Source organism: Cypionkella sp. (genome assembly GCF_030652235.1).
Taxonomy (GTDB): domain Bacteria; phylum Pseudomonadota; class Alphaproteobacteria; order Rhodobacterales; family Rhodobacteraceae; genus Cypionkella.
Genome location: NZ_JAUSBA010000044.1, coordinates 63,173 through 89,273, shown reverse-complemented (window position 1 = coordinate 89,273; position 26,101 = coordinate 63,173). Strand labels below are relative to the sequence as shown.

At 60.3% G+C, this 26,101-nt stretch carries 26 protein-coding genes and 1 tRNA gene; 14 read left to right on the top strand and 13 right to left on the bottom strand.

Annotated elements, in window-relative coordinates:
* Positions 1-20 precede the first annotated feature (20 nt).
* Genes Q7V03_RS15260 through Q7V03_RS15240 form a run of 5 tightly spaced genes read left to right on the top strand, consistent with a single transcriptional unit; the run spans position 21 to position 3,146 of the window.
* Positions 21-743, top strand: a complete 723-nt coding sequence (locus Q7V03_RS15260) for a double zinc ribbon domain-containing protein (protein ID WP_304926454.1) — start codon at positions 21-23, stop codon at positions 741-743.
* 36 nt (positions 744-779) lie between these two features.
* Positions 780-1,031 (top strand): glutaredoxin 3, encoded by a 252-nt coding sequence (grxC, locus tag Q7V03_RS15255; protein ID WP_304926453.1) that lies wholly within the window; start codon positions 780-782, stop codon positions 1,029-1,031.
* The gene (locus tag Q7V03_RS15250) at positions 1,031-1,861 is read left to right on the top strand and encodes a carbon-nitrogen hydrolase family protein (RefSeq protein ID WP_304926452.1); all 831 of its coding nucleotides are present in this window, start codon (positions 1,031-1,033) and stop codon (positions 1,859-1,861) included. The genes grxC and Q7V03_RS15250 overlap by 1 nt, the downstream gene beginning before the upstream one ends.
* Positions 1,858-2,304 (top strand): MarR family winged helix-turn-helix transcriptional regulator, encoded by a 447-nt coding sequence (locus Q7V03_RS15245; protein ID WP_304926451.1) that lies wholly within the window; start codon positions 1,858-1,860, stop codon positions 2,302-2,304. The genes Q7V03_RS15250 and Q7V03_RS15245 overlap by 4 nt, the downstream gene beginning before the upstream one ends.
* The gene (locus Q7V03_RS15240; RefSeq protein ID WP_304926450.1) at positions 2,304-3,146 is read left to right on the top strand and encodes a YihY/virulence factor BrkB family protein; all 843 of its coding nucleotides are present in this window, start codon (positions 2,304-2,306) and stop codon (positions 3,144-3,146) included. The genes Q7V03_RS15245 and Q7V03_RS15240 overlap by 1 nt, the downstream gene beginning before the upstream one ends.
* Here the strand turns inward: Q7V03_RS15240 and Q7V03_RS15235 are convergent.
* Positions 3,140-6,664: a translocation/assembly module TamB domain-containing protein gene (locus tag Q7V03_RS15235; protein WP_304926449.1), complete on the bottom strand. Its 3,525-nt coding sequence runs from the start codon at positions 6,662-6,664 to the stop codon at positions 3,140-3,142. The genes Q7V03_RS15240 and Q7V03_RS15235 overlap by 7 nt on opposite strands.
* Entirely contained in the window at positions 6,664-8,490 is a 1,827-nt protein-coding gene (locus Q7V03_RS15230) for an autotransporter assembly complex family protein (RefSeq protein ID WP_304926448.1), read from the bottom strand. The genes Q7V03_RS15235 and Q7V03_RS15230 overlap by 1 nt, the downstream gene beginning before the upstream one ends.
* A gap of 158 nt (positions 8,491-8,648) precedes the next feature.
* Here Q7V03_RS15230 and mgrA point away from each other — a divergent pair, with 158 nt between their 5' ends.
* Positions 8,649-9,668, top strand: coding sequence for an L-glyceraldehyde 3-phosphate reductase (mgrA, locus tag Q7V03_RS15225; RefSeq protein ID WP_304926447.1), 1,020 nt, complete (start codon positions 8,649-8,651; stop codon positions 9,666-9,668).
* A gap of 151 nt (positions 9,669-9,819) precedes the next feature.
* On the opposite strand, the gene Q7V03_RS15220 is transcribed toward mgrA, so the two are convergent.
* From Q7V03_RS15220 to Q7V03_RS15205, 4 genes are all read right to left on the bottom strand, one after another.
* Positions 9,820-9,895 (bottom strand) — tRNA-Thr (locus tag Q7V03_RS15220).
* A 59-nt stretch (positions 9,896-9,954) separates the two neighbouring features.
* Positions 9,955-11,412, bottom strand: coding sequence for a heme biosynthesis protein HemY (locus Q7V03_RS15215; protein ID WP_304926446.1), 1,458 nt, complete (start codon positions 11,410-11,412; stop codon positions 9,955-9,957).
* A 9-nt stretch (positions 11,413-11,421) separates the two neighbouring features.
* On the bottom strand, positions 11,422-12,420 hold the full coding sequence (locus Q7V03_RS15210) for a COG4223 family protein (protein WP_304926445.1): 999 nt from the start codon (positions 12,418-12,420) through the stop codon (positions 11,422-11,424).
* 79 nt (positions 12,421-12,499) lie between these two features.
* On the bottom strand, positions 12,500-13,216 hold the full coding sequence (locus Q7V03_RS15205) for a uroporphyrinogen-III synthase (protein WP_304926444.1): 717 nt from the start codon (positions 13,214-13,216) through the stop codon (positions 12,500-12,502).
* A 45-nt stretch (positions 13,217-13,261) separates the two neighbouring features.
* On the opposite strand from Q7V03_RS15205, the gene tsaD reads away from it, so the two are divergent.
* The 4 genes from tsaD to Q7V03_RS15185 are packed head-to-tail and all read left to right on the top strand — an operon-like array spanning position 13,262 to position 15,995.
* Positions 13,262-14,359, top strand: a complete 1,098-nt coding sequence (gene tsaD, locus Q7V03_RS15200) for a tRNA (adenosine(37)-N6)-threonylcarbamoyltransferase complex transferase subunit TsaD (RefSeq protein WP_304926443.1) — start codon at positions 13,262-13,264, stop codon at positions 14,357-14,359.
* The gene (locus Q7V03_RS15195; protein WP_304926442.1) at positions 14,356-15,306 is read left to right on the top strand and encodes an NAD(P)H-dependent glycerol-3-phosphate dehydrogenase; all 951 of its coding nucleotides are present in this window, start codon (positions 14,356-14,358) and stop codon (positions 15,304-15,306) included. The genes tsaD and Q7V03_RS15195 overlap by 4 nt, the downstream gene beginning before the upstream one ends.
* A gap of 3 nt (positions 15,307-15,309) precedes the next feature.
* Positions 15,310-15,579: a YciI family protein gene (locus tag Q7V03_RS15190; protein WP_304926441.1), complete on the top strand. Its 270-nt coding sequence runs from the start codon at positions 15,310-15,312 to the stop codon at positions 15,577-15,579.
* On the top strand, positions 15,579-15,995 hold the full coding sequence (locus Q7V03_RS15185; protein WP_304926487.1) for an EVE domain-containing protein: 417 nt from the start codon (positions 15,579-15,581) through the stop codon (positions 15,993-15,995). Before Q7V03_RS15190 ends, Q7V03_RS15185 begins: the two co-directional genes overlap by 1 nt.
* A gap of 179 nt (positions 15,996-16,174) precedes the next feature.
* Here Q7V03_RS15185 and Q7V03_RS15180 read toward each other — a convergent pair whose 3' ends face one another.
* From Q7V03_RS15180 to ahcY, 3 genes are all read right to left on the bottom strand, one after another.
* Positions 16,175-17,371, bottom strand: coding sequence for an MFS transporter (locus Q7V03_RS15180; protein WP_304926440.1), 1,197 nt, complete (start codon positions 17,369-17,371; stop codon positions 16,175-16,177).
* Between the two features lie 86 nt (positions 17,372-17,457).
* Positions 17,458-17,802 carry a DUF2853 family protein gene (locus tag Q7V03_RS15175; RefSeq protein WP_304926439.1) on the bottom strand — a complete coding sequence of 115 codons (345 nt, stop codon included), beginning with the start codon at positions 17,800-17,802 and terminating at the stop codon, positions 17,458-17,460.
* A 309-nt stretch (positions 17,803-18,111) separates the two neighbouring features.
* Positions 18,112-19,500 (bottom strand): adenosylhomocysteinase, encoded by a 1,389-nt coding sequence (ahcY, locus tag Q7V03_RS15170; protein WP_304926438.1) that lies wholly within the window; start codon positions 19,498-19,500, stop codon positions 18,112-18,114.
* 103 nt (positions 19,501-19,603) lie between these two features.
* Here ahcY and Q7V03_RS15165 point away from each other — a divergent pair, with 103 nt between their 5' ends.
* Positions 19,604-20,197, top strand: a complete 594-nt coding sequence (locus tag Q7V03_RS15165) for an HD family hydrolase (protein WP_304926437.1) — start codon at positions 19,604-19,606, stop codon at positions 20,195-20,197.
* Here the strand turns inward: Q7V03_RS15165 and Q7V03_RS15160 are convergent.
* Positions 20,194-20,322 carry a hypothetical protein gene (locus tag Q7V03_RS15160; RefSeq protein WP_304926436.1) on the bottom strand — a complete coding sequence of 43 codons (129 nt, stop codon included), beginning with the start codon at positions 20,320-20,322 and terminating at the stop codon, positions 20,194-20,196. The genes Q7V03_RS15165 and Q7V03_RS15160 overlap by 4 nt on opposite strands.
* A gap of 97 nt (positions 20,323-20,419) precedes the next feature.
* Here Q7V03_RS15160 and Q7V03_RS15155 point away from each other — a divergent pair, with 97 nt between their 5' ends.
* Entirely contained in the window at positions 20,420-21,295 is an 876-nt protein-coding gene (locus Q7V03_RS15155; RefSeq protein ID WP_304926435.1) for a LysR family transcriptional regulator, read from the top strand.
* A gap of 28 nt (positions 21,296-21,323) precedes the next feature.
* On the opposite strand, the gene Q7V03_RS15150 is transcribed toward Q7V03_RS15155, so the two are convergent.
* The 3 genes from Q7V03_RS15150 to Q7V03_RS15140 form a co-directional block, all read right to left on the bottom strand.
* The gene (locus Q7V03_RS15150; RefSeq protein ID WP_304926434.1) at positions 21,324-21,638 is read right to left on the bottom strand and encodes an H-NS histone family protein; all 315 of its coding nucleotides are present in this window, start codon (positions 21,636-21,638) and stop codon (positions 21,324-21,326) included.
* Between the two features lie 67 nt (positions 21,639-21,705).
* The gene (locus Q7V03_RS15145; protein WP_304926433.1) at positions 21,706-22,260 is read right to left on the bottom strand and encodes an ActR/PrrA/RegA family redox response regulator transcription factor; all 555 of its coding nucleotides are present in this window, start codon (positions 22,258-22,260) and stop codon (positions 21,706-21,708) included.
* A gap of 61 nt (positions 22,261-22,321) precedes the next feature.
* Positions 22,322-22,942: an SCO family protein gene (locus Q7V03_RS15140; protein ID WP_304926432.1), complete on the bottom strand. Its 621-nt coding sequence runs from the start codon at positions 22,940-22,942 to the stop codon at positions 22,322-22,324.
* A gap of 91 nt (positions 22,943-23,033) precedes the next feature.
* Here Q7V03_RS15140 and regB point away from each other — a divergent pair, with 91 nt between their 5' ends.
* Together regB and Q7V03_RS15130 are read left to right on the top strand one after the other, a co-directional pair.
* The gene (gene regB / locus Q7V03_RS15135; RefSeq protein WP_304926431.1) at positions 23,034-24,422 is read left to right on the top strand and encodes a sensor histidine kinase RegB; all 1,389 of its coding nucleotides are present in this window, start codon (positions 23,034-23,036) and stop codon (positions 24,420-24,422) included.
* Between the two features lie 105 nt (positions 24,423-24,527).
* Positions 24,528-26,096, top strand: a complete 1,569-nt coding sequence (locus tag Q7V03_RS15130; protein WP_304926430.1) for a PAS-domain containing protein — start codon at positions 24,528-24,530, stop codon at positions 26,094-26,096.
* Positions 26,097-26,101 lie beyond the last annotated feature (5 nt).

Sequence of the window (26,101 nt, the reverse complement as noted above, 5' to 3'; positions counted from 1 at the left end):
CGCGACCATAGGGGGAAGGCATGGGATTGCAAGCCGCGCTGCATCTGATCTACCCGCCGCAGTGCCTGACCTGCGATGCGCGGGTGACAACCGATTTCGGCCTCTGTGGGGCCTGCTGGCGCGAGACGCCGTTTATCACCGGGCTGGTATGCGATCTCTGTGGCGTGCCCTTGCCGGGCGAAGACACGGGCAAGCCCGAGCATTGCGACGATTGCCTGACAATCGCACGGCCATGGTCGCAGGGACGCGCGGCGATGCTGTACAAGGACAATGCGCGGCGGATCGTGCTGGCGCTGAAGCATGGCGATCGCTTGGATTTGGCGCGGCCTGCGTCAAACTGGCTGCACCGGGTGGCGGAACCGATGATCAAACCGGGAATGATCGTGGTCCCTATTCCGCTGCATTGGCTGCGGCTGATCAAGCGGCGCTACAATCAGGCGGCTTTGCTGTCGGCGGCAGTGGCCAAGCTGGCGGCGCTCGATCATTGCCCCGATCTGCTGATTCGCCGCCGATACACCGGCAGCCAAGAGGGCCGCAACCGCGATGGCCGTTTTGCCAATATGGCGGATGCTTTAACGCTGCATCCAAGGCGGGCGAACCGGGTTGAGGGCCGCCATGTGCTGCTGATTGACGATGTGATGACCTCGGGGGCGACCTTTGCCGCCGCCGCAGAGGCTTGCATTGTAGGTGGCGCAACAGGGATTTCTGTTCTGACCCTAGCCCGCGTTGCGAAGGATACCTAAATCCTTATAGTCACATCTGACTCTAAGGATTTGCTCATGAAAACCGTTGAGATTTATACCACCCAGACCTGCCCCTATTGCATCGCCGCAAAAGGCTTGCTGAAGAAAAAGGGCGTGGCTTACAAAGAAATCGACGTGGGCGCTGACCCTGCGTTGCGCCAAGCGATGACCGAACGCGCGGGCCGTCGGTCTGTGCCGCAGATTTTCATTGGCGGCAGCCATGTTGGCGGCTGCGATGATCTGCACGCGCTGGATCATGCCGGCAAACTAGATCTGATGTTGGCCTGATGCGCGCGGGCTTGGTGCAACTGACAGTCGGCGATGATCCGGTTGCCAATTTGGCGGTAACGCAGGTGCGGATTGCCGAGGCGGTGGCAGGCGGCGCTGGCTTTGTGCTGACGCCGGAATGTACCAATCTGTTGTCGTCCAACCGCACCCATCAGCGCAGCCTGATGCGGCATGAGGATCAGGATCAAACCCTCGCCGCCCTGCGCGATCAGGCGGCCAAGGCGGGGATTTGGCTGCTGATCGGGTCTTTGGGCGTGCTCACCCAAGATGCCGATGGGCGCTTTGCCAATCGGTCGTTTCTGATCGCGCCCACAGGTGACATCGCCGCGCGCTACGACAAAATCCACATGTTCGACGTGAACGTGTCGGAGACTGAGGTTTATCGCGAATCAGCGGGCTATCGCCCTGGCACCAAGGCAGTGGTGGCCGAGACACCTTTCGCCAAAATTGGCATGACCGTCTGCTATGATGTTCGGTTCCCGCATCTGTATCGGCGTCTGGCGCAGGCGGGCGCGCAGATCATAACGGTGCCTGCCGCGTTCAACCACATCACCGGGGCTGCACATTGGCACACTATACTAAGAGCCCGCGCTATTGAGACGGGATGCTTCATCCTTGCCCCAGCGCAAACAGGTTTCCATCCTGAAACCAACGGTAAAGGCCGCAACACCTACGGTCATTCACTGGCGGTTGCGCCTTGGGGCGAAATCCTTACCGATGCGGGCACCGAGCCCGGCGTCACTTTTGTTGACCTCGATTTAGACGCAGTGACAAAAGCCCGTGCCCGCGTCCCCTCCCTCTTCCATGACCGGGAGTTTACCGGGCCATGACCGACTCGCGCACCGACGAGATCGCCGTGGCGCTGTTTGGCGAGCTGTTCATGGCCGATCAACTGGCGCGCAACCGCATCTCGAAGGCGCTGCCGAAAGGCATGCAGCTGTCGCATTTCTCGGTGCTGAACCATCTCGCCCGGCTGAATGAGGAGCGTACCCCGGCGCAACTGGCGCGTGCCTTTCACGTTACGCGCGGGGCGATGACCAACACCCTCGCCAAGCTGGAATGGGCGGGGCATGTCCATATTCGCCCTGATTGGGATGATGCGCGGCAGAAGTTTGTCGCCATCAGCCCTTCGGGTCGGTCAGCCCGCGATGCCGCTGTCGCCTCGGTTTCACCGCTAATTGCAGAAGTTGTCACCGCCTTGGGAGCCGATAAGGTCCGTGCGGTGTTACCCGTATTGCGCGAATTGCGCGTGCGGCTAGAAGGCGAAGACTGATGCGGTTGCGACTGCTGCCCCCCAATGTCAACGCAGCGATTCTGCGGTATTATCGCCGCACCGAACAGGCCGAACTGGACCTGATCGCGGCAGGCGTGGCCTTTTACGCCTTTCTGGCGATCTTTCCGGCGGCGGCAGCGATCATCGCGATTTGGGGGTTTATTTCCAATCCTTCGGTGATCCGCGACGAGATCGAACTGCTGCGCGGCTTTCTTCCGCAGGATGCCTATTCGCTGATCTTCGGTCAGGTTGAGGCTTTGCTGGCGGTGCCTGCTGGCAATCTGGGCCTGACCACACTGATATCCACAGCACTTGCGCTGTGGTCGGCGCGGGCGGGGGTGGCGGCGCTGATCCGCGGCCTGAACGCGATCCATCATCTGCCAAACCGCTCGGGCCATTGGCACCAGTTGCGCGCGATTGTGCTGACCTTTGTGCTGGTCGGGCTGGTACTGTCTGCCTTGGTGATGGCGGTGATCCTGCCGGTGGTGGTGACCTATCTGCCCAGTGCCATTCCCAGCTCGATGCTGGCGGATTCCAACCTGCTGCTGGGCATTGTGGCCGCCGTGCTGGCCGTGGGGCTGGCTTACCGTTTGGGGCCAAACTACACCAGCACCAAGCCGCCGCTGCTGTCGTGGGGCCTGCTGGTGGCGGTGATCCTGTGGGTGATCGCGACGCGCGGCTTCACCCTGTATCTGGCGAATTTCGCGTCTTACAACCGGGTTTACGGCTCCATCGGTGCTGTGGTGGTGCTGCTGATGTGGCTGTACGTCAGCGCCTATGCGGTGCTGCTGGGGGCGGCGGTGGATGCCGAACGCAATCGCAACCGCCGCCCGTATCAGTAGTCTTTCTCCAGTACGATGCCCAAACCGGTATCACCGTCCGATCCTGACTTGGCCCGCAGCGTGACCGATTTGCTCACATCCAAGTTCAGGTTGATCTCAGACTGACCATTCTGATCTACGGTGACTTCGGAATAGATGTTCTTGGTCAGATACTTACCGGCAGTTACCGAGGCCCCACCCGCCGCATCGGTCTTCACATCCAGATTGTCCAACCCAAAACCCTCACGCAGTTTAGAGACAATTCCCTGCCCGCCGCGCCCTGCCAAAGTCGCCACCGCATTCGCCAGTTGCAGCGCCTGAAATGCCGAGAGGTTCTCCAGCCCCTGCCCGAACAGCAGTTGTGCCAAAACTTCTTCTTGCGGCAGTTCCGGGGTTGAGGTGAAGGTCACCACCGGATCGGTCGCCGGACCCTCAATCGTCACCCCGCTGATGATGCCGTCATTTTGGGTATCGGCGGTGATATAGATATAGGGCACCAGATCGCCCTGCATCTGCAACACCGCCTCGGACAGATCAAGACGCTTGCCCAAAAGCTCCAACCGCCCCCGGATCAGCTCGAACGCGCCCGAGGGCACCACGGCATTGGTGCTGCCAAGCAGGCGCAATTCGCCGCCCATCTCAACATCCAAACCCCGGCCCCGGATGAACAGGCTGGGGGCCGACACCGTGATGTCCAAGCCATAACCCGGGCCACTGCCGCCTGCGCCGCCGTCTTTGCCCGTCGCGATCAGCCCCGCCCGTGCGCGCGTGGCCCGCACGGGTCTCGGCTCGTTCTTATGCTCCAACCCTGGCAAACCGCCCGCGCCACCGAACCCTGTCGAGGGCACGCGCAACTCGGTTTCAGACAGCGCAATACGACCCGCGATCATCGCACCGCCCATCAGTGGGCCTTTCAGCGTGACACCACCGTTCAGCGTGGTCTCATAGAGGTCCGGGTCACGCAATGTCACCTGACGCAACTCCACCGCCAGATCGCCTGTGTACGGCGCGCTGAGGCCCGCAGTGCCGTTCACCGTCAAGCTGCCACCAGACGAGACAGCCGTGGTCACATCAATCGCAGCCTGCCCGCGCACCAAATTGGCCCGCGCGGTGATGTCTTGCAGGGCAAAGCCCAAGCTGGGGTCAGCCAGACGCCCGCCCGACAGCGTCACCGGGCCAGACAAAGACTGTAACCCCAACGGGCCATTCAGCCGCAGATCAAACCCCATCTGCCCCGAAATCGCCCTCGGCTGGATGAAGGCATTGACCAGCGCTGCCTGCGCCGTGCCCTTGATCGCAAGATCAGCCGAGCCGAACCCCGGCGCGATTTTACCCGTGACCGTTGCATCAATCTGCCCCGGTCCCATGCCTTGCAAGTTCAGCGTCACGCCTGAGGCATCCTGCACTGCGGTGCCTGTCACTGACAATGCACCCGGAAACTCGGGCACGATCAGCGCAAGGTTCTTCAACCGCGCCGTCAGATCAACCGTCTGCTTGTCGCCTGCCACACTGCCCGAGGCTTGCGCCTCCAGTTGCGGATTGGACAGCGTGGCGCTGTCCACCTGAAGGGTGCCGCCTTTCAGCGACAACACCAACCCCACAACAGAGTTGCCCGCGAGCAGTTTATCCGCCTGCGGATTGCCAATCGCCAAGCCGCGGCCATTGGCATCAAACGTCAGCTTCCCAGCTTCCAAAGTGCCAGTCAGACGCGCCTCACCGCCCAGCGCGCCGCGATATTGCCCGCCCAAACTGCCCAAGTCGCGGAACAACAGGTTGGCGGTGATGTCGCTACCCGCGCTTGCCAAACTGCCCGAAGCTTTCATCTTCAACGACGATGCCTGCACCGACAGATCGCGCAACGTGGTGCCCTCGGGGGTCCGCAGGACAGAGGCCGTCACTGTCGCCTGCCCGCGCAGCAGATTGTCCAACTCGGTCACACCCGCCTGCATATCTGTACCCGTGGCACTGCCCGTCAGATCGAAAGCGCCGGTGATCGGGCTGCCATTGCCGCTGACCGACACTTCTGCCGCGCCCGCCAGATTGCGCCCCGCCAAGCCCGACAGCCGTGAAAGGTCTTCCATCTTGGCGCTCGCCTTGCCGGTGCTCGCGAAAGCATCCCCCAGCCCCTCGATCTTGCCATTCAACAGCGCGGAGTAATCTTCTCCGGTCAGGCTCATCCGTTGCACGGTTACGCTGCCATCGCCTTCGCGCCAATAGGCCGAGGCATCGCCCCAGACCACCGAACCCAGCGCGCGGCCAAGGTTCAGATCGGTCGGCTCTAGGCCTTCGGCGGTGTACTTGAAATTGCCGCCGACCTGCCGCGCGCCCGCCAGCCTTGCAATACGGCCCGAGCCGGAAAGCGACAAGCTGCTGGTGCGAAAATCGGCTCTGTCAAAGCCCAAAATCGCGATAGTGGCGTTCCAACCTTCGTCTTGTGTGGCGTCGTAGCCCATGACGATATCGGCGGAAGTGACCTTTACTGGAAGATCCGTCGTTAGCGGCAACAGCACCGGGCTGCCATCCGGGGCGGCGATCTTTCCGGTCAGATCAAACTTCTGCGGCAAACCGTCTGAGGCCAACGACAGCGAGCCTTGCAGCGCCAGCGCTTTGGCCTTCACCGTCAGGCTATCCAGCGCCAAGCGACCATCCGGCCAACGTTTGCCAGCCGTGGTCAGGCGGACCGAATTTCCAAAGAACTCGGCGTAAGACGGCAGGAACAACGGGGCCAGGTCGCCCGCAAGACTGGTCGAAAATGCTGTCGCACCATCTTTTTGACCCGTCAGGGTGATCTTGCCCGCCAACCGATCGACGCCATCGGTGGTTAGCGCGACATCGGCGGCGAAATCGGAAACCGGGCCAGCACCCTTTACATTCAACGCCACCGAAGGCGCGCCGGGCAGCCGCAACTTGACCGAAGCAATGCCACCCGCCGCTTCTTGCGCCGCCAGATCAATCGACAACTGTTGCGTCGCATTGGTGTAAGATGCGGTCAGCGACACCTTACCCGCTGGCCCCGCATCGGTGCGTTCCAACACCAGACTGCCCTTACCCTCGCCGCCTGACAAAGACATCGAGGCGTCCAGCGTAGCCTCCAGCCCGGTGCCCAGCACACTCGGCCCCAGCACGATATGCTTGGCGGCGATCTGGCCAATCTCAATCGACACTGGAAGCTCGGGCAGCGCGAATGTCCCCGCTTCGGGCGATGGCGCGCCAGACCCGACGACAGGCAGCCGTTCCAGCACGATCTCTCCTGCGGTCAACTCATTCACCACCACTTCGCCCGACAACAGCGAAGATCGGCTCCAGTCCAACGTCACATCGCGCAAGGTCAGCCAGACGCCATTGTCGTCGGCAATGGTCAATTCGGTCAGGCTGGCTTGTGATGACAACGCCCCGGCAAAGCCCGTCACCACCACTTTGCGGCCCGCACCGGATAGGCTCTCTTCCAGAAACGCGGTCAGATAATCACGGTCATCGGTCTGCGCGTGACCCATAATCGGCAGCACAGCCAAGCAACTGGCAAGGAATAATTTACGCATCAGAACGCCTGCCCCAAACCAACGTAAATTTGTACCCCGCCGCCCGTATCGCCCCCAACTGGCCCAGCAATATCCAGCCGGATTGGCCCGACCGGAGTCGCATAGCGCACCCCGATGCCCGCGCCCGCGTGCCAATTGCCGAAATCGCTGAAAAACTCATTTGCGTCGATCCGGCCCATATCGACAAAGCCCACCACACCGATGGAATCCGTCACCTTCATCCGCGCCTCAAACGAGCCGCCGATAAAGGTCTTGCCACCGGTCTGAAACGTCGCCCCCAACCCGTCGCGCAGTAGATTGACACCCAGCGACTGATAGGGCTGGCCGCGCACCGTGCCACCGCCACCCGAGTAGAACAAATAATCTCGCGGCGTGCCCAACAGACTTGAGCCGAATACCGCCCCCGCCTGCACCCGCCCTGCCAGCACCAGCCGCTTTGCCTCGCCCAACGCCCGATAGCCACGCAGATCAAACGTCGCCCGCACGCCGCTGTCGGTATTGCCAAAGCCTAAGAATGGCTTCACCTCGCCCGTGACATAAAAGTTCCGCGTTGCATCGGTTTTGCTGTCACGCCGATCCCAAATCACACTTATGGGCAACGACACCGCGCGATAGGTGGATTGCCCCATTGGATCGGTGATACGGGCGTAGTCATACGACACCCCCGCTTTTCCCGACAGCTGTTCTGTCACCACCTGGCTCAGCGTCACGGTCGCGCTAAACAAATCCGCGTCGTAATCGGCCTCGTTCATCCGGCCATAGCTAAAAGCAACACCCGCCGTGGTATCAGGGCTAAACGTAGCCGGACGCTCCAACGAGACGCCGAGCCTGTAATCTGCCCCGCCCACTGCTGATCCGATATTGGTGACATCGCCGCTGATCTTCAGCCGCTCACCGCCGCCAAACAGGTTGCGATGCAGCCAAGCCGCGTTCAACGTCGCACCCTCATTGCTGCTTAACTCGGCGCCAAATGTGTAGCGGCGCTTCTTATCTTCGACCAAGGTTGCGGTGATCCCGAGCAAATCTGGCGAGGTGATCGCATCATCCTCGACCAGAGTTACCGATTTGAACACGCCAGTGCGGCGCAGTCGCGACGCAACACGCTCTAACTCAGCCGGCGAATAGGCACGGCCTTCTGGCAGACCCGCAATCGCCCGCACGCGTGCCAGCCGCATCCGGTCTGCACCTTTGATCGTCAGTCGCCCAAAGCGCAGGGCAGGGCCTGGATCAAGGACCACATCCGCCGCAAGCGTGGCCTTGGCATGATCCGCCGTCAGCTTTTGGCTGGAAACCTCGGCCTTGGCATAAGCGCGGTCGCGCCAGCCATTCACCCCTGCCGTCACCGCCTCAAGGATCACCCCACTTTCGGCGGTCTTTCCCACGGCAAAGCCCTGGGGCAGTTCGGTGCGTTTGGCCAAGGGAGCGATCCGCGCTTGGCTGAAAGCAAATTCCGGTCCCGGCTCGACCACAACCTTGATGGCCGAGATCGACCCCGGTGCGTCCAAGGGCGCGATATTCGCGGCCTCGGCCCCATCGACGTAAACGTGAATCACCGCCGAATAATACCCCCGCGCGTAAAGTGCGTTCAGCAGGCCGGCATATTCCGCCCGTGCATCGGTGAAAATATCCTGCGCCAGCGTGTCACCAGCCTTTTCCGAGGCGAGCAGAATCGACGCCGCACGCAGTTCTTTTTCCAAGGCTTTCGGCGCGCCCGGCACTGTAAACTCAAGCCGATCAAGCGCTTGCCCGGCCGACCCTGCCATCAAGCTCAGCGCCAAAGCCCCCGCGACGATGCGCGGCGTTTTCTTGAACTGAACGCTATACATGGCTACTCCAACCAAACGCATCCACACTATGCCGTGATCAACACCAAAGGGCAACGCTGCCCCCGATCACGTTTTCTACGCAAAGTCGCCGCGTCGCGCCCTTGACGCCAGAGCCGTTTCGCCCGAACTGTTAGCGCAAACCAAACAGAGGGCTCGCCATGTATACCGCCGCTGAAAACCGCTATGATTCCATGCCATACCGCCGTTGTGGCAAGTCTGGCCTGAAGCTGCCCGCGATCTCATTTGGGCTTTGGCACAACTTCGGCCATGACACCCCGCACGCCACCAAACGGGCGATGTGCCACACCGCGTTTGATCTGGGGATCACGCATTTCGATCTGGCCAACAACTACGGCCCACCAGCCGGCTCGGCTGAGGAAGCCTTCGGCGACATCCTGAAAACCGATTTCAAACCCTACCGCGATGAGATGATCATCTCGTCGAAAGCGGGCTATGACATGTGGGGCGGTCCTTACGGTGAATGGGGCTCGCGCAAATATCTGATCGCGTCTTGCGACCAAAGCCTGAAGCGGATGGGGCTGGATTACGTCGATATCTTTTATTCGCACCGCTTTGATCCAGACACGCCGCTGGAAGAAACCATGATGGCGCTGGATCATATCGTGCGTTCCGGTCGCGCGCTGTATGTCGGGATTTCCAGCTACAACACTCAGCGCACGCGTGAGGCTCACGCCATTTTGAAAGAATTGGGCACCCCCTGCCTGATCCATCAGCCCAGCTATAATATGCTGAACCGCTGGGTCGAAACCGATGGGCTGAAAGACGCGCTGCACGAACTTGGCATGGGATCGATCGCCTTCGTGCCGCTGGCGCAAGGCTTGCTGACCAACAAATACCTCAACGGCATCCCCGAAGGCAGCCGCGCCGCGCAGGACAAGTCTTTGCACCCCTCCGTGGTGGAAAAGGCGATTGAATCGGTGAAAAAGCTGAACGGAATGGCGCAAGCGCGAGGCCAGACCCTTGCGCAGATGGCGATTGCTTGGGTTCTGCGCGGTGACGGTATCACCTCGGCGTTGATCGGTGCCTCCAAACCCTCGCAGATCGTCGATTGCGTCGGGGCGATCAACAACCTTGATTTCACCTCCGCCGAGCTCGCGGCCATCGACGCGATTTCGGAGGAGAAGTCCATCAACCTCTGGGCAAAATCCTCCGAGTGATTTGAGTGTTCGAAAACATAAGCGGGCCGCAATCCAGCATTGCGGCCTCAAAACCGTGCACCCATACGACGCCACAACATGCTGAATTAAGGAAGGCCCCGCGCTGGGATCTTCCATTCTTCAACTTAAAGCTATGCGATAATTCAGAAAGTGGTGCCGCTGAAGAGACTCGAACTCCCGACCCCATCATTACGAATGACGTGCTCTACCAGCTGAGCTACAGCGGCACTTTCCAATGGCCTCTCGTATGGCGCGGCCAAAACGAAGTCAACCCCCACCACGCCGTTCAATTTGCACTCCGCGCCACGGCGGCAAGGTCGATGATCTCGGGCTCAGCCACCACATCTGGCTCCGCAGGCACCACCAGGGGGGCAGCCACCAGCAGCGGCAACAGCTCGGCCCCGGTGACGCTCGGCCCGTTCACCTCGACCGGCTCGCGCCAGCTGAGCGTGTCAAAGCCGCCGCAATTCTCACAGATCGGCTGCCACAGGCTGTGGATCGCTTGGCATTTATCGCAGCACCATTGCGGGCCGCGCGGCGCGGTCAGCGCCTTAGACAGCCAGCCCCGCACCACCGCATCATCGCTGCCCTCGCCACGCTCAATCGCGGCCATGATCGCCAAGGCGCGCTGCGTCGGGTGCCGGGTGATCAGATCGCCCAGCGCGCGGCGCGCTTCAGGAAATTCTTCGGCAGTGATATTCAACTCTGCCAACAGCAGCCGGGTTTCATCGCTTTCAGGATGGATCGCCGTCAGGGCGCGGAAGCGTTTCAAGCGTTGCTGCGGCACCTCATCCGGTTCAATTTCGGCAAAGGCGGCGGCGATTTCGGGATGCGGCAGCATTTCCCATGCTTTTTTCAGCACGCGAGTCGCGGATTTCTTGTCACCCTTGTCGGTCAAGCCCCGCCCCGCCATCACCGCCGCCGGGATCAGATCAGGCGACTTGCGGTTGGCCTCAATCGCTGCTTCGCGCGCCTCGACCGTCGCGGTTTCGTCCATCACCCCGCGCGCCTCTTGCAGGGCCAGCACGGCATCGCGACGGCGATAAACATCCTTCGGCAAAACTCCGCCTTTCAGCTTGGCCCCCAAAGTCACCCGCGCGCCCTTCCAATCTGCTTTCTCGGATTGCAATTTCAGCAAAATATCCTGCGTCTCGGCGTGTTTGGGCTTCAGCGCGAACGCCTTCTCGGCCAAAGCCAGCGCGGTATCGGTATCGCCTTCCGCCAGCTTTTGCTTCATCAGCCCGCGAATTCCGACAAAGCGCGAGGAATCACTGGCCAGCAGCGTCTTGTAGGCCTCTGTCGCGCGCTTGGTATCGCCCGCAGCTTCCGCAGCCTGTGCCACCAGCAGCGTGGTCAACTCTGGTCGTTCCAAAAACTTCGCTGCCCTTTGCGCCCGCATCAAAGCCAAGCGCCCCTCGCCCGCCGCCAGCGCCATCAAGCCATCGTTCAGAGCCTGATAGCCTTTGCGTTCGCGGTTGCGGTCGAAATAGCGCGAGATGGCAGTTTCATCGCCATTCAGAAACCGCAGGGTCGCCACGACGAAACCCACCAGCTTCATCAGCCCCCAAAGCGCCACCACCAACAGAAGCAACAAGATCGCGGTTTGCAGCGGGCCTAGGGTAAACTCCCAGCCGCCCATGGAAATCCGCACGCCTTCTTCGCTGTGCAGCAGCATATCCGCGCCGTAGGTCAGGCCCGCAATCGCGGCGATGAACAGCAGAACCTTGATCAATGACCAGATCATCGCGCGCTCCTATTGCATCGCTGCGGCAAGGCCCGCAACCGCCGCGACCGCCGCCTGCCGCTTCTGCGCCTTCGCCTGCCAATCGGTCAAAGCCGCCTGCGCTTCTGGCGGCAGCGCTGCAATTTCCGTCAGCGCAGCAGCGACATCGCCCGCAGCCAGCGCCGCCTCGGCTCGCGACAAGATCGCATCGGGATCGTTGCCCTCATGCGGCATCAAAGACCGCGCGCCCGTCTGGGTGCGCAGGAAATTCGCCACCCGGTCCGACCAGCTTTCGCCCATATTCGCCCGCAAGGCAGCCTCTAATGCCGCCCGCGAGGCAGCAGGGAAGGCATCTTGCAGCGCCGCCAAGGTCGGAACCCCTGTTTGCGCATTTTCCACCAATACCGCAGGCACATCGCCCAAGGCGGGCAAAGCCGAAGCATAGGCCGAGCCGCTGTCCAACGCCGCCTGCACCCGACCCAAAGCCGCGCGGGCCTCAGACGCTTTCGCCATGGCCTCTGCATCAGCTTTGATCTGTGCGGCGGTGTCTTCGGCCTGCTTCAACACCGCATCCGCCGCCGCTTTCTGCGCTGCAAGGGCTGCTGCCGAAGGTGCGGCGGCACTGACCGGCATGGCTTCAATACCGGTCAACCGCTGTTCCAAAGCCGCAATCTGCTGCTGAAGCGGTGCAATATCCGGCGCGGCATGATCCGCCAGCGCCGCCACCCGCGCCTCCAGATCAGCGTCAGGTCCAGCGACGGGCCGCGCCTCAAGTGCAGCAATCTGGGATTTCAAAGTCTCGGTTTCCACCTGCTGTGCCGTCAAAGCCGCCTGCAACGCCGAAGTATCCTGCACCGGCCAACCACCCGGTACATATTGCGCAAGGCCAAACCCCGCACCCGCAGCAATCACCCCGCCCAAAATCGGTGCGAACCAGCCGGCTTTGCGGACCGGCGCAGGCGCCTCCCGGATCGGCTCCGACGCGATCACTGGGGGGGCCTCAAGCTCGCTCATTTCTGTGTCAGGCATCGCAAACCTCGCTTTTGCGCTTTGGGCCATCGCGTTGCGGCCGCAGTTGGTGTGAAGTTAGGCCGAGGCCCGCAGTGGTTCAAGAAGTCATCCAAGCCCCGCGCAACGCTTGAACCGCCTGCAGCATGGCCGGACTGTCTGGGCGGGTGGCGATCTCGGTATAAACGGTGGGAAAATCAAAGGCTTCCGCCACCGCAGGGCTCAGCGCCGCCAGCCAGATCGGCGCTTTTGCCGCAACACGCCGCAGTTCCGCAGCCAACAGTCGGGCAGAGCGCGGCGAGAAAATCGGCAGGATTACTGGGCGCGGATCTTGCAGCACAGCGCGGGCTCCATCAGTTAGGCTTTGGGAAATCTGCCGGTAGATGATCTGCGAAACAGTCTCTATTCCTGCCAAAATCAGCCTTTGCTCCAGATCTCCCACGCTGTCCTGCCCCCGCAGCAACAGCAAACGCCCAACCGGAGCGGCAGCGAGAATATACGCCAGCAGATTATTGACAGCACCTGCAGCCGAGCTTGCGTCAAACCCCGCGGCCCGCGCCGCCTCTGCCGTGCGATTGCCCACACAGAACGCCCGATTCGGCAGCGCGGTCCCAGCAGCGGAAATCCGCCTGGCAGCTTCCACCCCAGTCTCAGAAGTCAGCACAATGGCGGTAAAATCACCCGATGGCAGCATAGGTGACAAAAACTCGGGTCGCATCAAAGGCGAAATCAGCGCACCTCCGATCTGATCCGCAAACCTTTGGCTCTGCGCCAAAGGCCGGGTCAGCAGGATGGTGGGGTGGGATTGTCTGGTCATGCCCTTGGTGTTACCTGCGATAGGGCAAGCAATCAACGGCGGACCATGACAGGACCTCTTACCTTTCTGGGCATCGAGTCCAGCTGCGACGACACCGCCGCAGCCGTGATCCGTCATGTGCCCGGGCAACTGCCGCAGATTTTATCCTCTGTCGTCGAAGGCCAAACCGCCCTGCACGCGGCGTTCGGCGGCGTTGTGCCCGAAATCGCTGCCCGCGCCCATGCCGAACGGTTGGATCATTGCGTCGAACAGGCCCTGGCCGAAAGTGGCATCGCTTTGGCGGGGCTGGATGGCATTGCGGTGACAGCAGGGCCGGGGTTGATCGGCGGCGTGCTGTCCGGGGTGATGCTGGCGAAGGGGCTTTCGCTGGCAACTGGCTTGCCGATGGTGGGGGTGAATCACCTCGCAGGTCATGCCTTGACGCCGCGACTGACCGATCAACTGGCGTTTCCCTATCTGATGCTGCTGGTGTCGGGCGGGCATTGCCAGTTCCTGATCGTACATTCTGCTGAACGCTTTCAACGGCTTGGCGGTACGATTGATGACGCACCCGGCGAGGCCTTTGACAAAACCGCCAAGCTTTTGGGCCTGCCGCAGCCGGGCGGCCCCGCCGTGCAAGCCGAAGCAGTTTTGGGGGACCCAAAGCGCTTCACCTTCCCGCGCCCGCTGCTGGATCGCCCCGGCTGTGATATGTCGTTCTCAGGCCTGAAAACCGCCTTACTGCGTGCCCGCGATGCGGTGATTGCTGAAAAGGGCGGGCTGACCGTACAAGACCGCCGTGATCTCTGCGCCGGGTTTCAGGTCGCCGTGGCAGAGGTTCTGGCCGAGAAAACCCGCCGCGCGTTGGCGATCTACGCCGAGCTTTCTCCCCTTGAGCCTGCGCTCGCCGTTGCCGGCGGTGTGGCGGCGAATACAGCTATTCGGGCACGGTTAGAGATTGTTTGTGCGCAAGCCGATACCCGTTTTCTCGCCCCACCCTTGCAGCTTTGCACCGACAATGCCGCGATGATTGCCTGGGCAGGGATAGAGCGGTTTCGTGCCGGGGCAGTAGACGGCATGGATCTGGTCGCCCGCCCGCGCTGGCCACTGGATGCTTCGGCGGCCCCAATGATTGGCTCGGGCAAGAAGGGTGCCAAAGCATGATCGGCATTGTCGGCGCGGGCGCGTTTGGCACCGCCTTGGCGGTGGCCTTGGGCCGCGAGGGTCGCGACGTGCGGCTCTGGGCGCGCGACACAAAGCATATTGCAGAAATCGCCCGTTCTGGCGCCAATGAGGCACGGCTGCCGGGGGTTAAGCTGCCCAAAACAGTTTCTGTAACTGCTGAAATAGCGGATATGACAGGTGCTGAGGTGATTCTTCTTTCGCTGCCGATGCAGGTCCTGCGCGCGTTTCTTCTGGCCAACCCCAACTTGAACGGCCTGCCCTTGGTGGCCTGCTGCAAGGGGATTGACCTGACCACCCTCAAAGGCCCCACAGCGCTGATCGAGGCGACTTGCCCTGACTCGCTTTTCGCCATTCTCACCGGCCCCAGCTTCGCCGCCGATATCGCGCGCGGTCTGCCGACAGCTTTGACGCTGGCCTGCGCTGAAGGTGAGGCGCTGCAACATCTGCTGTCTACGCCAAGCTTGCGGATTTATCGCACCACGGATGTGATCGGCGCGGAACTTGGTGGTGCTTTGAAAAACGTCATCGCCATTGCTGCCGGAATCGTGATGGGCGCAGGGCTTGGCGATTCCGCCCGCGCGGCCTTGATGACGCGCGGCTATGCCGAGATGACCCGACTTGCGCTGGCCTTGGGCGGTCGGGCGGAAACCCTGGCAGGGTTGTCAGGCTTTGGTGATCTGGTGCTGACCTGCACCTCGGCGCAATCGCGAAACTTCCGCTTCGGTCAGGCTTTGGGGGCGGGGCAGGCGTTCGATGTGGGCATCACCGTCGAAGGCGCTGCGACGGCAAAAGCTGTGGCTACCATGTCCAAAACCATGCAAATTGATATGCCGATCACCCATATGATCGCCGCCCTGATCGACCAACAGATCACCTTGCCGCAGGCCATCTCTGCCCTGCTGTCCCGCCCTTTGAAACAGGAGTAGCCCATGCGCGTCGCCCTTATCTGCACAGACAAACCCGGCCATCTGCAAACCCGTCTTGATAATCGCACTGCGCATCTGGCGCATATCGGAGCCTCGGGCGTGGTGGAAATGGCCGGGCCGTTTCTGAACGAAGGCGCGATGACGGGCAGCCTTGTGGTGCTGAATGTCGAAACCTTGGCCGAAGCGCAGGCGTGGGCTGCGGCTGACCCCTATGCGATTGCCGGGTTGTTTGAGAGCGTGATGATCAGCGAATGGAAGAAGGTCATCGGCTGATGGGCTACTGGCTGTTCAAATCTGAACCCGACACCTGGGGCTGGCCGGATCAGGTCGCGCGGGGTGCCGCTGGCGAGGAATGGCATGGCGTGCGCAATTATCAGGCGCGGAACAACATGCGGGCGATGAAGCTCGGCGATCAGGGCTTTTTCTACCATTCCAACATCGGCAAAGAGATTGTTGGGATCGTTGAAGTCAGCCGGGAATCACAGCCCGACAGTACCACCGATGACTTGCGCTGGGATTGTGTGTGTTTGCGGGCGGTGCGGCCCTTGCTGCGGCCTGTCACGCTGGAAGTCTGCAAGGTGCAGCTGGGGCTGGAGCAGATGGTGTTGATCCACAACTCGCGCCTATCGGTGCAGCCGGTCACGGCGCAAGAATGGCAGATCATCTGTGATCTGGGCGGTTTGGGCTGAAGCTGATTGGAAACGGGGGGTCCATTACCCCTAAAGGACCCCCCATCCACCCCACGTGCTCCCTCAGCACCACACGTGTTCTGTAAAGGTCCTAGGCTACTGCCTGTTCATCAAAGCTATGCAAAACAGCCAAGTCGCGCAATTGGCAAGTGCTTGGGAATTATCTCAAATCGGAATAATCAGGCCTTCGGCTCTGGCAAGAAGAACGCGGCCAGTCCAAGCAGCGGCAAATAGGCGCAAATCTTGTAAACGGCTACAATCCCCCACGCATCAGCCAACACGCCAAGCCCCGCCGCACCAAACGCTGCGATTCCGAACGCAAGACCGAACAGCAAGCCCGCCACCATGCCAGTGCTTTGCGGCATCAGATCTTGCGCATAGACCACCATCGCCGGGAACGCCGAAGCCAGCATCAACCCCGCCAGCGCCGCGACCAGCACGGTTGGCACCAAGGGCAACCACGGCATTGCCAAGGTCAACGGCAGAATTCCCAAGATCGACCACAGAATGACTTTGCGCCGCCCAATCTTGTCGCCCACCGGGCCGCCAATGATCGTGCCCGCCGCCACCGCCGCAAGGAAGATAAACAAGCAGATCTGCGACTGCCCGACGCTGAGGCCGAACCGCTCGATCAGATAGAAGGTGTAGTAGTTCGACAGCGACACCGAATAGAGGAATTTCGAGGTCATCAGCACGATCAGAATGAACATCCCCAGTCGCACGGTGGCTTTCGGCACCGCCACCGCCGCGCGCGCCCTGCTGCGCCGCGCCAAGGCACGTCCGGCGCCCACTTCCGTATACCAGCGCCCTACCAAACACAGCAGCACCATGCCCAAAATCGCAACCCCGGCGAACCATTCAATCGAGACCTGACCACGCTGCATCACCACAAAGGCCGCCGCCAGCGGACCCAAAGCAGAGCCTGCGTTACCGCCGACCTGAAACAGAGATTGTGCGAATCCGGGACGCATCCCCGCCGCCAACCTGGCAATCCGCGATGCCTCGGGGTGGAAGATCGACGAGCCCAGACCAATCATCGCCACCGATCCCAGCACCGCCGCAAAAGTCTGCGCATTGGCCAGCAGCACAAGACCTATCCCGGTCGAGGCCATGCCGGCCGCCAAGGCATAGGGCAAGGGCCGTTTGTCGGTGTAAAGCCCTATCAGCGGTTGCAGGATCGAAGCGGTGCCCTGAAACACCAAGGTGATCAAACCGATCTGCGCAAACGACAGCGCCAGATTCTCCTTCAGCAGTGGATAGGCTGCCGGAATCAAAGATTGCATCAGATCGTTGAGAAGATGCCCCAAGGCGACGGCCAGAATGATCGGCACGACCGTTGCATCAGCCGTTTGCGAAGCATGTGGTGCGGTCGACATTGGAAACCTTTCGCAGAAAGCCCCGCACCATCGCGCGGCGTTCTGGAAATGGCAATGTCTGGCGCAGGCCTATCGCGGCCCACAGATTATTTTGCGTAGACGCTTTCTTTGCCGAAATGCTTGGTCAGCATGTAATAGACCACGGCGCGATACTTGTTGCGCTCGGCGCGGCCATAGGTGTCGATCGCCGCGTTGATCGCTTCCATCAGGGCGGGGCTGTCGGCCAGACCCAGCTTTTTGACGAGGAAATTGTTTTTCACCGTCTCAAGCTCGGACTTGTCCGAACCCGCAACGGTCTCGCTGTCAGCATTGTAGATTGCCGGACCGCAACCGATGGTCACTTTGGTCAGCAGATCCATATCCGGGTTGATCTTGCACTTGGTTTTCAGATCTTCGGCATATTTGGCGATCAGATCGTCACGCTTGCTCATTCTTTTATCCCTCGTTTGTCAAACCGATAAAGCTGCCGTTTGGGGCAGGGTGGACTCACACTAAACGATGGAGGAATTCGCACAAAGGGAAATATAGCCGCAGGTTCCCCCCTTTTGGCGGGCATCATCTGAGGCCGTGCAGCAATCAGACAGACCCAAGGTTTGCCTTGGGTCTGTCTGATTTGAAGCCGTTTATGATTGCCTGAAACGTGTCCGCTGTACGCAACATTTTCTTCCCAGCTGGGAGTGCCTTGTGCCTTAGACGCGTTTCTTCGCAAATTTCCACAACATGTTGTGGTTAAGTGCTGATTAGTAGCGGTAATGCTCGGCCTTGAACGGGCCTTCCACTTTGACGCCAATGTAATCCGCCTGATCCTTGCGAAGTTCGGTCAGCTTGACGCCAATTTTCTTCAGGTGCAGGCGCGCGACTTTCTCATCCAGCTCTTTCGGCAGAATGTAGACGCCCGGCGCATAGTCAGCGCCCTTGGTCCAGAGTTCAATTTGCGCCAGAACCTGGTTGGTGAACGAAGCCGACATCACGAAAGACGGATGTCCCGTGGCATTGCCAAGGTTCAACAGACGGCCTTCGGACAGCAGGATGATGCGATTGCCCGAGGGCATTTCGATCATATCGACCTGCTCTTTGATGTTGGTCCACTTGTGGTTTTTCAGCGCAGCGACCTGAATTTCGTTGTCGAAATGGCCGATGTTGCCAACAATCGCCATGTCCTTCATCTCGCGGATATGCTCGATGCGGATCACGTCTTTATTGCCAGTGGTGGTGATGAAGATATCCGCGTTGGCGACTTCATCTTCCAACAGGGTCACTTCATAGCCATCCATCGCAGCTTGCAGCGCGCAAATCGGATCGACTTCGGTGACTTTGACGCGGGCGCCCGCACCACGCAGGGACGCCGCCGAGCCTTTACCCACATCGCCGTAACCACACACAACGGCCACCTTACCGGCCATCATGGTGTCGGTCGCACGACGGATGCCGTCTACCAGCGATTCCTTGCAGCCGTATTTGTTGTCGAATTTCGACTTGGTGACCGAGTCGTTGACGTTGATTGCCGGGAAGGGCAGCTGACCCTTTTTGTGCAGATCATACAGGCGATGCACGCCGGTGGTGGTTTCTTCGGAAACGCCTTTGATCGCGGCTTTGGTTTTGGCGAACCAACCCGGGCTTTGCTTCATCCGCTTCTGGATTTGTAGCTTGATGACTTCTTCTTCTTCGGACTGCGGCACGGACAGCACGTCTTCGCCTGCCTCCATCCGTGCGCCGAACAGCACATACAGCGTCGCATCGCCGCCATCGTCGAGGATCATGTTCGCGCCTTCGGGGAACATGAACGAGCGGTCAAGGTAATCCCAATGCTCGGTCAGGCTCTGGCCTTTGATCGCAAAAACCGGGACACCGGCCTCGGCGATGGCGGCAGCCGCGTGATCTTGGGTCGAGAAGATGTTGCACGAGGCCCAGCGCACATCAGCGCCAAGGACGGTCAGCGTTTCGATCAAGGCAGCGGTCTGGATCGTCATGTGCAACGAGCCCACAATCCGCGCGCCTTTCAGCGGCTTGGTGGTGCCGAATTCTTCACGGCAAGCCATCAGGCCCGGCATTTCGGTTTCGGCAATGACCAATTCTTTGCGGCCAAACGCTGCGAGGCCAATATCCTTAACGATGTAATCTTTCGCCATCTGGCGCACTCCTTGATCCTGTGGTTGTCGGGCAGATAGCATTTACAGGGCCTCTCGACAACTCGCACCGTGAATGGCAGGAAAAAGCCGACAAGGGGGCAGCATGAAACAACCACGCGCATGGCAACGGATGCTGTCTGGCCGCAGGCTTGACCTGCTGGACCCAACACCTGTGGATATCGAAATCGCCGATATCGCACATGGGCTGGCGTTTGTGGCGCGGTGGAACGGTCAGACGCGGGGGGATTTCGCCTATTCGGTGGCGGAACATTCGCTGCTGGTTGAGCAAATTTATGCGCGGCAGAACCCGGCCAATCCACGCTGGCAGTTGGCTGCGTTGCTGCATGATGCGCCGGAATATGTGATTGGCGATATGATCAGCCCGGTGAAATCTGCGGTAGGGCCAAGCTATACCGAGTTGGATTTGCGGCTGACAGCAGCGGTACATCTGCGCTTTGGCTTGCCAGCGGTGCTGCCGGTGGTGGTGAAAAAGGCGATCAAGGCGGCGGATAAAATCTCGGCCTGGCTAGAGGCGGTGCAGATCGCGGGGTTTTCGGAACCGGAGGCGGACAAGCTGTTTGGTCGGCCTGATACGGCTTTGTTGCGTGGGCTAGAGATAAAACTGCGTCCGCCCGCACAGGTGCGGGCGGATTATGTCGCGCGGCATTTGGATCTGCTGGCGGCCCTCAATATCTAGACCTGATCGCTGGTTTGCTTGATCCAACGGGTTTCCGCAAGACGGCTGGGAAAGCGATCGCGCGGCGTTGGCGTTGGGCTGGTGCGCAGGGCGATCAGCAGGGCATCTGCGAGAATGTTTAACATGACTTGCTCCTATTTTCTTGTCATCATAGCTTGTTTATAACGCGCTTAGGTGTCCTCACCGAGTCAGCGATTTTTCCAAATTGTTAGATTGGCTATCATGTCCGTTGACTGGAAAAGCTTCCCCTCCCTCACCGCTTTGCGGGCGTTTGAGGCTGCGGCGCGGCTGCAAAACTTCTCACGCGCTGCCCGCGATTTGAACGTCACCCATGCCGCCATCGCCCAGCAGGTGCGCGCGCTTGAGGCTGATCTGGGGCGAGAACTGATCTATCGTCAGGGCCGGGGGCTGGCGCTGACCGCCGAGGGCGCAAAGCTGGCGCAGGCCTTGACCGATGGCTTTCACGGTATCGAGGTGGCGGTGAATGATTTGCGCGGCGCCGATCCCAACGCGCCGCTGCGGGTGACGCTGACCCCGGCTTTCGCCGCGCAATGGCTGATACCGCGTCTAGGGGCGTTCTGGAAGGCGCATCCCGAAATCGGTTTGTCGCTACACCCTGAACAGCGTGTGGTAGATTTGCGCCGCGACGGCCTTGATCTGGCGATCCGCTTTGGTGATGGAAAATGGCCGGGTGTCGAGGCCGAGTTTCTGACTTCAGCGCAGTACATCATCGTCGCAGCGCCGTCGCTGTTACGGGGACGTGAAAATCTGACCACTGCAGAAATGTCGGCAATGCCTTGGGTGATTGAACCGGATTGGCCCGAAGCTTTGATTTGGCTGCGCAGTTTCGGGCTGCAACCCGATGCGATGAACATCACCTATATTCCAACCGAAGAATTGGCGCTTTCGGCCGCACGGCAAGGCTTGGGCCTGCATGTTGAGGCGGCGGCGTTGATGGAGAAAGATCTGGCAAGCGGTGATCTGATCGCGGTGGGAAAGATTAAAGACGAAAGCCTTGCTTATTATTTGGTCACAAGGCCGGGTCCAAAACGGGCGGAATTGAAAACCTTCATGAAATGGCTGAAGGCCGCCATTTAGGCGACCTTCAGTTTTAACCTAAAAATGATCAAATCGACATTTCGTCCGGCTGTTTGCCCGCAGCCAACGCCGCTGCAAACCACCGTGGCTTGCGGCCACGACCAGACCAAGTGTCAGACGAATCGGCCGGATTGGCGTATTTCGCAACAGCCGGAGAGCGTTTGCGGGTAACCGTCAGTCCGGTCAGTTCGGCCAGAGAAAAGCCCTTCGCACGTGCGAATTCTTCAATCTCTGCAAGAGCTTCTTTCTTTTTGCGGTCTTCAAACGACGCAATAGACTTAGCCACTTGCGATTGCAAATCTTTCAACTCTTTAAGCGACAGGCCGTTGATATCAATGATCACGTAAGCATCCTTTCAGGATATAGACGCCGCCTTTTAGGCTGAAAGGATTTTTATTTCAAGCATTCGCTTATTTTGGGCTGCGTTTGGCCAGAATTCGCTGCAAAGTCCGCCGATGCATCGAAAGCCTGCGCGCGGTTTCCGAGACATTGCGGTCGCACATCTCATAGACCCGCTGAATATGTTCCCAGCGCACCCGATCCGCCGACATTGGATTTTCCGGTGGCCCCGGCATTGCAGCGCCCTTGGCGAGCAGCGCCTGCATCACGTCGTTGGCGTCGGCGGGTTTCGAGAGATAATCCGTTGCACCAATTTTAACCGCAGCCACTGCGGTGGCAATCGCGCCATATCCGGTCAACACCACGATCCGGCAATCCGGGCGGCGCTCGCGCAGGGTTTCCACCACATCCAGCCCGTTGCCATCCTCAAGCCGCAGGTCGATCACCGCATAGGCCGGAGGCCGCGCCAGCGCAATCGCCCGCCCTGCCGCCACGCTGCCCGCAGTTTCTGGCACAAACCCGCGCTTTTCCATCGCTTTGGCGAGACGCTTGACGAAAACCTCATCATCATCGACCAGCAGCAAGCTGCGATCCGGTCCCAGTTCTGCGCCAAGATCATCTGCCATGAAATCCCCCGTTCATTCCTTTGCTAACTTAGGCCGCTATAGGCTTATCGTCAAACGCGGCCTAGCTTTTCTCAATGAAGCAAGCCGCACGGGTGGCGATTTGTTCAGCGGTATCATCACGGGTGAAGAAATCGGCAAAGCCGCTGCCGGGCAGCATCAGATAGGTGAAGGTCGAATGATCCATCATGTAATATTGATCGCCGGTGTCCTGCTTTTTGAAATAGGTCTTGTAGGCACGTGACGCCGCTTGCACTTGCTCAAGCGTGCCGGTCAGGCCGATCATGTCGGGATGCAGGTTTGCGGTGAAATCCTTCAACACCGCAGGCGTGTCACGTTCCGGGTCAATCGAGATGAAAACCGGGGTTACGTCCAGACCCTTGGCTTTCAGCAAATCCACCGCCTCGGCATTGCGCGCGCCATCCAGCGGGCAGACATCCGGGCAAAAGCTGTAACCAAAGTATACCAGCGCGGGTTTCGCCAGCACCTCTTTATCCGTCACTGTCTTGCCGTTTGCATCGACCAAAGTGAACGGTCCGCCAATCGCGCCACCGCCACCCGCCACGACCGAAGCGCGGCAATCGGCAAAAGGATCATTCGCATTCCGCTGCAACGCCACAAAATAGGTGCCGGCCAACAGCCCTGCCACCGCCACAACCGCCAATCCGGCATAGATTTTCAGCATCCCGCTCTCCTCATTGCGCATTGATCCGCGCCGAACCAGCCTTTATCAATCGCAAAGCCGCCGTAAAGGCCAGCCCCCACCAAGGCATCCGATGTCAAACCAACGTGACATAACCGCCCAATCCGCGCAGTTCCGGCCCGAGCGGGCGGATTGGTTGCGCTTGCGCACATTGATCTTGCAGCGCTGGATGGCCAGCTTTGGTCAGCTGACGGCGCTTTTGGTGGCAACGCGCTATTATGGCATGCAACTGCCATTGGGCTTGTGCTTTCTGGCGGTTGGGCTGGCGGTGATTGCCAATCTGATCGCGCTGTTTATTTTCCCGCAAAACAAGCGGCTGACCGAGCTTGAGGCGATGCTGACGCTGCTGTTCGACTTGGCCCAGCTGTGCTTTCTGCTGTTCCTGACGGGCGGGCTGACCAACCCGTTCGCGCTGCTGGTGCTGGCACCGGTGACAGTTTCCGCGAGCGCGTTGGAACTGCGCAGCACCTTGATCCTCGGCGTGCTCGCGGCGGCCTTTGTTACCTTTATCGGCCTGATCAACATACCCTTGCGGCTGGCCGATGGCACAATGTTCGCCACCCCCGGACTGTTCAGCTTTGGGTTCTGGCTGTCTTTGCTGATCGGCATCGCCTTTCTTGGTCTGTATTCGCGTCGGGTGGCGACCGAGATGCATTCGATGTCGGACGCGCTTTTGGCGACGCAAATGGCCTTGGCGCGGGAACAAAAGCTGACCGACCTTGGCGGTGTCGTCGCCGCTGCCGCGCATGAGTTGGGAACGCCCTTGGCCACCATCAAGCTGATCAGCTCTGAGATGATGGATGAGCTGAAGGATCAGCCTGATCTGGCCGAAGACGCCCGGTTGATCCACGAACAGGCCAACCGCTGCCGCGATATCCTGCGTTCGATGGGCAAGGCCGGAAAGGATGATTTGCTGCTGCGACAGGCCCCGCTGGAAGTCGTGCTGCAAGAGGCCGCCGAACCGCATATGGCGCGCGGCATTAAGGTGATGTTCACCATCGCAGGCACAGGCGCGCCGCCCGTGGTGCTGCGCCGCCCCGAATTGATCCACGGCCTGCGCAATCTGGTGCAGAATGCGGTGGATTTCGCCCGCAGTACGGTCTGGGTCGATGCGCAATACACCCCCGATCGCATCCTGCTGCGCATCATCGACGACGGAGAAGGCTTTCCGCCGCAAGTGCTGGGCCGGATCGGCGACCCCTTCGTGCGGGCGCGCCGCGACGAGCAAGATCTGGCGCGGCGCCCGGAATATGAGGGCATGGGGCTGGGCCTGTTCATTGCCAAGACCCTTCTGGAACGCACCGGGGCCGAATTGTCTTTCGCCAACGCAGCCGACCCATTCCTGTCGCCAGAAGAACGCCCGGCGCGATCAGGCGCGATTGTGGAAGTGACTTGGAAGGCGGCCGATATTCTCGCCGGAACAGTGGGGGCGTTGGGTGAAAACCAGCGCTTTGCGGGCTAGCCCCACAAAAGCCCGGTGCCTTACTACATCCTTAACCACCTGTTAACGATATACTCTTTAGGTTGATTGAGGCATGGCACCCTCCCATTAAGATGAGGCTTTCGGATGATATTTCCGCTTATTCTCGCCGTGGTTGCGGCTTCGCTGACAGCGGCCTGTATTGGGATGCTGGCGCTGTGGCTGCTGCCCGCCCGCGAGTTTCCGGTGCAAGCCAGCATCTTCGCAGATGCCGGCAGTGAGACGCTGTTTCTGTTTGATGGCGAGATCATGGTCGACAGCACCGCCAATGCCCGCGCGCTTTTGGCAACCAGCCCGATGAAGGGACCCCCTTGGGGCCGCCTGATGGCCTTCCTCACCGCGCGATTTGAGAATTTAGAGACGCAGTTGCAGGGGCTGCAAAACGACGGTGCGATTGAACTGCCTTCGGTGGGCAATGCCACGCCCTTGATCCTGAGGGCAGAACATGCGGGCGGCTTGACCAAGCTGACGCTGATTGATGCCAGCAAAGACGGTCATATTGCGGGCGGTGATGCGATTGCACAGCGCGCGATGTTGGATGAACTGGCGCTGCTGCGGGACACCGTTGCGACCGCGCCTGTGCTGTTGTGGCGCGAAAATGCGGCGGGGGATGTGGTCTGGGCCAACGGGCCCTATTTGTTGCAGGCCTGTGCGGTTTTGGATGAGGACAAAGAACTGGGCTGGCCGCTGCCGCGGCTGTTCAGCCGGGCGGCCGCAAAATCTGGCAAGGATCAGCGGCAAAGCCTGTTGGCTGTGGGTAAGCCCTTGCTCTGGTTCGATATCTCTAGCCGATCGGAAGCTGGTGGCGATCTGATGTTTGCGATTCCCGCAGATGCAGCGGTGCAGGCCGAAGCTGCTTTGCGCGATTTCATGCAAACCCTGACCAAGACCTTTGCGCAACTGCCGATCGGCCTTGCGATCTTTGACCGCCAGCGCAAATTGCAACTGTTCAATCCCGCCATGATGGATCTAACCCAACTGCCCGCGGATTTCCTGTCACTGCGCCCTTCGCTGCTGGCGGTGCTGGACGCGATGCGCGATCGCAAAATGCTGCCCGAGCCAAAAGACTACCGCGATTGGTGCCGGCAGATTGTCGAGATCGAAAAGGCTGCTGCCACCGGGCTTTATGAGGAAACCTGGAGCCTGCCAGATGGCCAAACCTATCGGGTGGTCGGGCGACCGCATCCGAACGGGGCTTTAGCGCTGCTGATCGAAGATATTTCGTCGGAAATGCTGCGTACCCGCCGCTACCGCGCCGATCTGGAGCTTGGGCAGTCGGTGATTGACCATATGGATGAAGCGATTGCGGTGTTTTCGCAATCGGGGCAGTTGGTGATGTCGAACAAAAGCTATACCGCGCTTTGGGGTCATGATCCGGCGGAAACTTTGGCAGACGACACCGTCCGCACCCTGTCGGCATATTGGCGCGTGCAATCAGCGCCTAGTGCCATCTGGGCCGAAGTCGAAGAATACGTCGCCACCGTCGGGGATCGTGACAGCTGGCGCGGCGAGGTGCGGCTGCTGGATGGCCGTCTGATCGGATGCCGATTCGCGCCCTTGGCAGGCGGCTCGACACTGGCAACCTTCAGGTCAATGCCGCCCGTCGAATCAGTCCAGACAAGGTTGGCCGAAGGTGCGGGCCTGCGGCGCGCCTGAACTTC